This is a genomic window from Kitasatospora sp. NPDC007106 (genome assembly GCF_040634455.1).
In the GTDB taxonomy this organism is placed as follows: Bacteria; Actinomycetota; Actinomycetes; order Streptomycetales; family Streptomycetaceae; genus Kitasatospora; species Kitasatospora arboriphila.
In genome coordinates this window covers 1-6,626 of sequence record NZ_JBEYFP010000323.1, presented here as the reverse complement: position 1 = coordinate 6,626, position 6,626 = coordinate 1, and the positions used below count along the sequence as shown (strand labels likewise).

Below are 6,626 nucleotides of genomic sequence, written 5' to 3'. Positions count from 1 at the left end.
CTGGACACCGGCGTTGGCGATCACGACGTCGAGTCCGCCGAGCCGGGCGGCGGCCTGCTCCACCACGCGGGCGGCGGCGCCGGGTTCGGCCAGGTCGGCGGTGAAGGCGAGGTCGGTGCCGGGCGGCACGGTGCGGCCGCAGGTGGCGACGGTGGCGCCGCGGGCGGTCAGTGCGCCGGCGAGGGCCCGGCCGACTCCGCTGGTGCCACCGGTGACGAGGATGCGCGTGGTGCTGAGGTCCATGGCCGCCATGCTGCCGCCGGACCACGGCGCGCCGCTTGTACGATCGCGCCATGCCCAGCCGCCCCGTCGAACCCGGCCGCACCGTGCATCCGGCGATGACCGCGGCGGTGCTGGCCTCGCTCGGCGACCGGTCCGCCTCCGGGCGGACGGCGGAGCGGGTGGCGGAGCTGCTGGCGGCCGGGCGGGCCGCGCCGGAGCGGCTGCATGCGCTGCTGGTGGGCGAGTTGTGGGCCTCCGCGGGCGGGCCCGGTCTGCAGGAGGCCGCGGACCGGCTGCTGGCGGTGTTCGGGACGCCGCGGCGGGCGGCGGGGCCGGAGTCGCTGGCGGAGGCGGCCGGACGGCTGGAGGCCTGGCTGCACCTGGGGCACCGGACGGCGCTGGTGGCGGGGCCGGGCTTTCTGGCGGTCAGTCACCGTGCCCGTCTGGGTGGGGAGCCGGCGGGGGCGGAGTCGCTGTTCGTCCGGGCGGTGCAGGGTGCTGCGGCTCGGGCCCGGGTGGGGCGGCGGGTCCGGGTGCGCGGTGGGAGCCGCGCGGCGGACTGGCGGCTGGAGTGGGACGGCGCGGAGCCGGCCGCGACGGCGGTGGAGCGGTTGCGGGCGGCGGTGCGGCGGGATCCGGCCGCCGGGTGGCGGCTGTCGGTGGCGGCGGGCGCGCTGCAGCTCTCGCCGCGGACGCTGCAGCGTGAACTGGCCCGCGGCGGGAGCACGTTCCAGGCGGAGGTGCTGGGTGTCCGGCTGGACGTGGCCGGGCAGTTGGTCCGCCGGACGGCCCTGCCGCTGGCCCAGGTCGCGGCCATGGCGGGCTTCACCGACCACGCCCACCTGACCCACCGGTTCGCCGCCCGCCACGGCCGCACCCCGTCCGCCTTCCGACTCGCCCCTGAGCCGGACCTGACGGCGTTCGGGTGAGTGTGCCGCCGGGCGGGCGGTGGCGCGCCGGACTCAGCCGACCGGGCTGCTGTCGCGACCGGCCGGCCCGACGGCGCCGAGGGCTGCGGTGATCCTGCGCGCGATGTCCGCCAGGACGGGGGCGGGTCGAGCCTCGTGGACCCGGCCGGCTTCGAGGGCGAGGAGGACGGTGTCGCGGAAGTTGTCGGCCTCTGCGGGATCCTGCCGGTCGAGCAGCGCCATGGCTGCGGTGAGGGCCGGCAGCACCTGGTCGGCGAGTTCGGCCACGGACGTGCCGTGCAGGGCCACGCCCTTGCCCTTCGCGGCAAGGACGTGTCCGACCGGCCCGGTCGCGGAGGCCAGGGCGATCGATCCGGCGGCGGCGATCCTGTGGGGGGAGCCGGTGGCGCCGGCGGCGGCCATCAGCTCGACGGCACCGTACGCGGCGGTCCGCAGGGTGGTCCTGTCCTCGTCGGTCAGGGTGAGGGACATCGTGTGTGCTCCTTCGTCTCCGGCGGGGAAGTCCTGTACGACTGCCTGCCGGGTCGGTGTCAGTAGTCGACGGCCTGGTAGACGGTGGTCCAGAAGTCGTGGATGAGGTGGGCGGCGTTGGGGACGGACAGGCCGACCTGGGTGAGCAGGATCCCGGTGACCCCGTACTCCGGGTCGGCGTAGGTCGAGGTGCCGCTTCCGCCGTCCCAACCGAACTGTCCGACCGGCGCGTAGTCGCCGCGGTAGGTGCGCACCGCCATGCCGAGGCCCCAACCGCCGTGCTGTCCCTGGCCGAAGGACAGGTGCACGTTGTCGAGGGCCATGGCGGTACGCGCGGCGTTCTGCTCGGGCGTGAGGCGGTTGGTCGTCATCAGGTCGACCGCGGGCCGGGACAGGATCCGCTCGTCCTCGTGGAGGCCGCCGTTCAGCAGCATCCGGAAGTAGGCGTGGTAGTCGTCGGCGGTGGAGACCAGGCCGCCACCGCCGCCCGGGAACGCCGGGGGCTTGCTCCAGCGTCCGTCCGTCGCCTCGTCCCACACCGTGAACCCGCCCGTCCGCGGGTCGGGGGCGTAGAGGGTGGGCAGGCGGCCGGTCCTGTCGGCGGGCACGTGGAAGCCGGTGTCCGTCATACCCAGCGGGTCGAGGACGCGCTCGCGCAGGAAGGTCTCGAACGGCAGGCCGGTGACCCTGGCGACGAGCACGCCGAGCAGGTCGCTGCCGATGTGGTACTGCCAGCGCTCGCCCGGCTGGTGCATCAGCGGGAGCGTGCCGAGGCGGCGCATCCATTCGTCCGGCTCGGGCATCGGGGTCGGCAGGTCGGGGGTGAGCCCCTGCTCGAAGACGGCGTTCATGATCGGCGTGCCGAGCGACGTCATATCCATGCCGAGGCCGAAGGTGCAGGTGAGCACGTCCCGTACGGTGATCGGCCGGCGCGCCGGCACGGTGTCGTCCAGCGGGCCGTCGATCCGCTTCAGCACCTGCCGGTCGGCCAGCTCCGGCAGCCACTGCTCCACCGGGTCGTCCGGGCGCAGCCGGCACTCGTCCAGCAGGACCACGGCCGCAGCCATGGTGACCGGCTTGGAGGTGGAGGCCATCCGGAAGACCGTGTCCCGGCGCATCGGCGCGCCGCCGCCGTGGTGCATCGCCCCGAGCGCCTCGACGTGCGTCTCCTCGCCTCGGCTCACCAGCGCGACGACGCCGGGTATACGCCCCGACTCGACGTGCCGCGCGAGCACGTCGCGCACCCTCTGCAGTCCCGTCTTCGAGAAGCCGGTCGTACGCGTTCCCATCACGGGTCTCCTTGCGTTCGGTGGTCGATCTGCGGCGCGCCGCGGGGGACCGGCACCCGGCCGGGTCACCGCCTCTCGGACACCGGCCCTCAGCCTGGCGGGCGCCCCTGGGGACGAACAACGGCGAAGTCGGCAAGGCTGCGTTGCCCGGCCGGTCATCGATGCGCGTTGTGTCAACGCAGCATTGACCGCTAGGTTCATGATCAGGAGGCGGCATGGAACTGCGCGACATCGAGATCTTCCTGGCGCTGGCCGAGGAACTGCACTTCGGGCGCACCGCCGAGCGGCTGCACATCACCCCGTCCCGGGTCAGCCATGCCATCAAGAAGCAGGAACGGCGCATCGGCGCGCCGCTGTTCGAACGCACCTCCCGCACCGTCCGCCTCACCGCGCTCGGCCAACAGCTGTGCGACGACCTGCTGCCCGCCCGGCTGCAGATCCAGCAGGCCATCGACCGGGCCGTCGCCGGGGCGCGCGGCATCACCGGTCCGCTGCGCGTCGGCTACTCGACTCCCTGGTGCGCCGATCTGGTCCTCCGCGCGGCCGAGGTCCTCCGCAGCCGGCACGCCGGGTGCACCGTGCAGATCCTCGAGATCCAGTTCGACGACCCGCTCGGCCCGCTGCGGCGCGGCGAGCTCGACGTGCAGGTGAGCGAGTTCCCCGTACGCGAGCCCGGCATCACCAGCGGACCCGTGCTGCTGTCCGAGCCGCGGGCGCTGATGGTCCCGGCCGGCCACGCGTTGGCCCGGCGCAGCAGCGTGTCACTGGAGGACCTGGCCGCCGCCCCGCTGATCACCCCGCGGGGCACCTTCCCGAAATCCCTGCTGGACTTCCACCTGCCCACCCATACCCCGTCGGGGCGTCCCGTCCCCCGAGGACCCGTGTACACGTTCTGGCCCGAGACCACCGCCATGGTCGCCGCGGGTCTCGGAGTGTCGGTCGTGGCCGTGCGCGCCGCGCAGTACCACGACCGGCCCGGCATCGCGTTCGTTCCCTTCCGTGACGGGCCGGCCCTCGACTACGGCGTGCTGTGGCCGAGCAACGGGCCGTCGGCCGCCGTCACGGCTCTCGTCGACCTGATGTGCGAACTCGCCGACGAGAAGCCCTGACCCGAGCCCGTCGCGTGATCCGCCGGACAGAACCCGACCGTCCGTCAGGCCGGTCGCTGCCGCACGGTCAGCTCGATGCGCCGCCGGGCCGCTCCGTGCGGAGCATGGAGAAGATCACCTGATCGTGCCACCGGCCGCCGCGCCACTGCGCGGAGCGCAGCACGCCCTCCCGGACGAAACCCGCTTTCTCCAGGGCGCGCTGCTCGGCGAGGTTGGCGCAGTCCGTCCATGCCTGGAGCCGTTCGGCCCTGGTGTGGTCGAAGAGGTAGTCGGCCAGCAGCTGTTGGGCCCGGGTGCCCGTGCCGCGGCCGTGCGCGGCGGGCACCAGCCCGATCGCCAGGGTCCAGCAGGTGGAGGTGGCGGGCCGTCCCCACGTGCCGGCGAACCACTCGACCCGGCCCACCGTCCGGCCGGCCTCCGCGACGGAGAGCACGCCGCCGTCGGGGCCGAGCAGGCCGTTCTCCGCGAACTGCCGGCGCAGACCGGCCGGTGAGCCGAAGCCGAACCACTGGTACGGGCCCGTCCCCTCCGGCCCGTTGAACTCGCTCTCGAACAGGTCGAGATCGTCGGCGGTCACCGGGCGCAGGGTGATCTCCTCGGGCATGGAACGGCTCCTGATCCTCTCGGCCACGGGGTTCGACCCCAGGTGGCCGGCACGGGCAACGCCCCCGACTCTTCCACACGCGGGTCCGCGCCTCTCGTGACTGTCCCTCACAAGTCGTTCCGTGGGCGGTCTTTACGGGAACTGTCCTGGACATGTAAAACAACGTACTCCGGCGGCACCCTCCCGCCGTGCCCCCTCTCAGGTTCAGCGCCAACGCTCCCCGGGCGCCGTGCACACCCCTCGCGGTGCCCGTACCTCCCCACACTCCGAGGAGCACGATGCGCATTCCCCGCAGCACTGCCGTGGCCACCGCCGTCGCCGTCGTGGCGGGTGCACTGGTGTCCGTCGCCTCGCCGGCGGCGGGTGCGACCGACCGTCCGACGCCGGGGCCGCAGGCGGCCGCGGTGGCCCGGGCCGAGGCCGCGATGGCCTCGCACGCCGCCCAACTCGGCGTCACCGAACGCCAGTCCAGCTCCGTCCGGGACGTCGTCACGGATGCCGACGGCAGCCGGCACGTCCGGTTCGACCGCAGCTACGCCGGCCTGCCGGTGCTCGGCGGCGACCTGGTGGTGCACCTGGGCCCGGACGGCTCCTACCGCGGCGCGGACCGGGCGGCGAGCACCGACCTGGCGGTGCCGTCGACCACGCCGTCCGTCCCGAAGGAGGCCGCGGCCGCGCAGGCGAACGGCGAGCTCGTCCGTGCCGTGCCCGGCCGGACCACCGTCCAGCAGGGCGCGCAGCCGCAGTTGGTGGTGGACGCCCGCTCCGGGAAGCCGCGGCTGGCCTGGCAGACCACCGCCTCCGGCACCGACTACCTGGGCAACCCGGTGGCGCGGACGGTGCTGACCGACGCCCGCACGGGCGCCCGGATCGACGCCTGGGACGGCCTGGAGACGGCCGCCGGCGACGGCGCCTCGCTGTACGGCGGGACGGTGCCGCTGGAGACGACCGCCTCCGGCAGCACCTTCCAGCTGAAGGACCCGACCCGCGGCAACACCTACACCGGCGACGCGGCCAACAAGACCGACCTGTGCTTCGGTTCGATCTGCTTCAGCCGGGCGCCCGCCACGCTGTTCACCGACGCGGACAACCACTGGGGCACCGGCGCCAACACCGACCGGGCGACCGCCGCCGTCGACGCGCAGTACGGCACCAACACCACCTGGGACTACTACAAGAACGTGCACGGCCGCTCCGGCATCGCCGGCGACGGCAAGGGCTCGTACAACCGGGTGCACTACGGCAGCAACTACAACAACGCCTTCTGGCAGGACAGCTGCTTCTGCATGACGTACGGCGACGGCGACGGCTCGACCTTCGGACCGCTGGTGTCGCTGGACGTGGCCGGGCACGAGATGTCGCACGGCGTCACCTCGCGCAGTGCGAAGCTCAACTACTCGGGCGAGTCCGGCGGGTTGAACGAGGCGACCTCGGACATCATGGGCACGCTGGTCGAGTGGTACGCGGCCAACGCGTCCGACCCGGGCGACTACCTGATCGGCGAGGAGATCGTGCAGCCCGGCTTCGGCAAGCCCGCGCTGCGCTTCATGGACCAGCCCTCCAGGGACACCAAGTCGGCGGACTGCTGGAGTTCGAGCGTCGGCAACCTCGACGTGCACTACTCCTCGGGCGTGGCCAACCACTTCGCGTACCTGCTGGCCGAGGGCAGCGGCGCGAAGGTGGTCAACGGAGTCTCGTACAACAGCCCGACCTGCAACGGGTCGACGGTCGGCGGGATCGGCCGGGACGCCCTGGGCAAGGTCTGGTACCGGGCGCTGACCGTCTACATGACGTCCACCACCAACTACTCCGGTGCCCGGACGGCCACCCTCAAGGCCGCGACCGACCTGTTCGGCGCCGGCAGCGCCGAGTACGCGGCGGTCGCCGCCGCCTGGTCGGCGGTCAACGTGAGCTGAGCACCGGCGAGGAGATCTACCGGCTCGCGCCCGCCATGCTGATCGCGACCGTGGACAAGCTCGCCCAGCTGCCGTGGAACGGATAC

General features: G+C 73.5%; 7 protein-coding genes. 3 read left to right on the top strand and 4 right to left on the bottom strand.

Going from position 1 to position 6,626, the window contains the following annotated elements:
* On the bottom strand, positions 1 to 243 hold a 243-nt coding region (locus ABZ641_RS22195), incomplete at its 3' end, for an SDR family NAD(P)-dependent oxidoreductase (protein ID WP_359984204.1).
* Positions 244 to 293: 50 nt separating this feature from the next.
* On the opposite strand from ABZ641_RS22195, the gene ABZ641_RS22190 reads away from it, so the two are divergent.
* Entirely contained in the window at positions 294 to 1,151 is an 858-nt protein-coding gene (locus tag ABZ641_RS22190; RefSeq protein WP_359984201.1) for an AraC family transcriptional regulator, read from the top strand.
* A gap of 33 nt (positions 1,152 to 1,184) precedes the next feature.
* Here the strand turns inward: ABZ641_RS22190 and ABZ641_RS22185 are convergent, their stop codons facing one another.
* Together ABZ641_RS22185 and ABZ641_RS22180 are read right to left on the bottom strand one after the other, a co-directional pair.
* The gene (locus ABZ641_RS22185) at positions 1,185 to 1,622 is read right to left on the bottom strand and encodes a hypothetical protein (RefSeq protein ID WP_344624094.1); all 438 of its coding nucleotides are present in this window, start codon (positions 1,620 to 1,622) and stop codon (positions 1,185 to 1,187) included.
* Positions 1,623 to 1,681: 59 nt separating this feature from the next.
* A complete protein-coding gene (locus ABZ641_RS22180) occupies positions 1,682 to 2,911 on the bottom strand; it encodes a serine hydrolase domain-containing protein (RefSeq protein ID WP_359984198.1) in 1,230 nt (409 codons plus the stop codon).
* A 215-nt stretch (positions 2,912 to 3,126) separates the two neighbouring features.
* Between ABZ641_RS22180 and ABZ641_RS22175 the strand changes: the two genes are divergently transcribed.
* Positions 3,127 to 4,020, top strand: a complete 894-nt coding sequence (locus tag ABZ641_RS22175) for a LysR family transcriptional regulator (RefSeq protein WP_344624096.1) — start codon at positions 3,127 to 3,129, stop codon at positions 4,018 to 4,020.
* Between the two features lie 67 nt (positions 4,021 to 4,087).
* On the opposite strand, the gene ABZ641_RS22170 is transcribed toward ABZ641_RS22175, so the two are convergent.
* Entirely contained in the window at positions 4,088 to 4,624 is a 537-nt protein-coding gene (locus ABZ641_RS22170; protein WP_344624097.1) for a GNAT family protein, read from the bottom strand.
* Between the two features lie 278 nt (positions 4,625 to 4,902).
* On the opposite strand from ABZ641_RS22170, the gene ABZ641_RS22165 reads away from it, so the two are divergent.
* Complete coding sequence (locus ABZ641_RS22165; protein ID WP_344624098.1) at positions 4,903 to 6,540, top strand: M4 family metallopeptidase; 1,638 nt, start codon at positions 4,903 to 4,905, stop codon at positions 6,538 to 6,540.
* Positions 6,541 to 6,626 lie beyond the last annotated feature (86 nt).

Excerpts from the sequence above, each read along its gene's own strand:
- ABZ641_RS22190 (WP_359984201.1), top strand. The coding sequence starts at position 294 with ATGCCCAGCCGCCCCGTCGAACCCGGCCGCACCGTGCATCCGGCGATG.
- ABZ641_RS22185 (WP_344624094.1), bottom strand. The coding sequence starts at position 1,622 with ATGTCCCTCACCCTGACCGACGAGGACAGGACCACCCTGCGGACCGCC.
- ABZ641_RS22180 (WP_359984198.1), bottom strand. The coding sequence starts at position 2,911 with ATGGGAACGCGTACGACCGGCTTCTCGAAGACGGGACTGCAGAGGGTG.
- ABZ641_RS22175 (WP_344624096.1), top strand. The coding sequence starts at position 3,127 with ATGGAACTGCGCGACATCGAGATCTTCCTGGCGCTGGCCGAGGAACTG.
- ABZ641_RS22170 (WP_344624097.1), bottom strand. The coding sequence starts at position 4,624 with ATGCCCGAGGAGATCACCCTGCGCCCGGTGACCGCCGACGATCTCGAC.
- ABZ641_RS22165 (WP_344624098.1), top strand. The coding sequence starts at position 4,903 with ATGCGCATTCCCCGCAGCACTGCCGTGGCCACCGCCGTCGCCGTCGTG.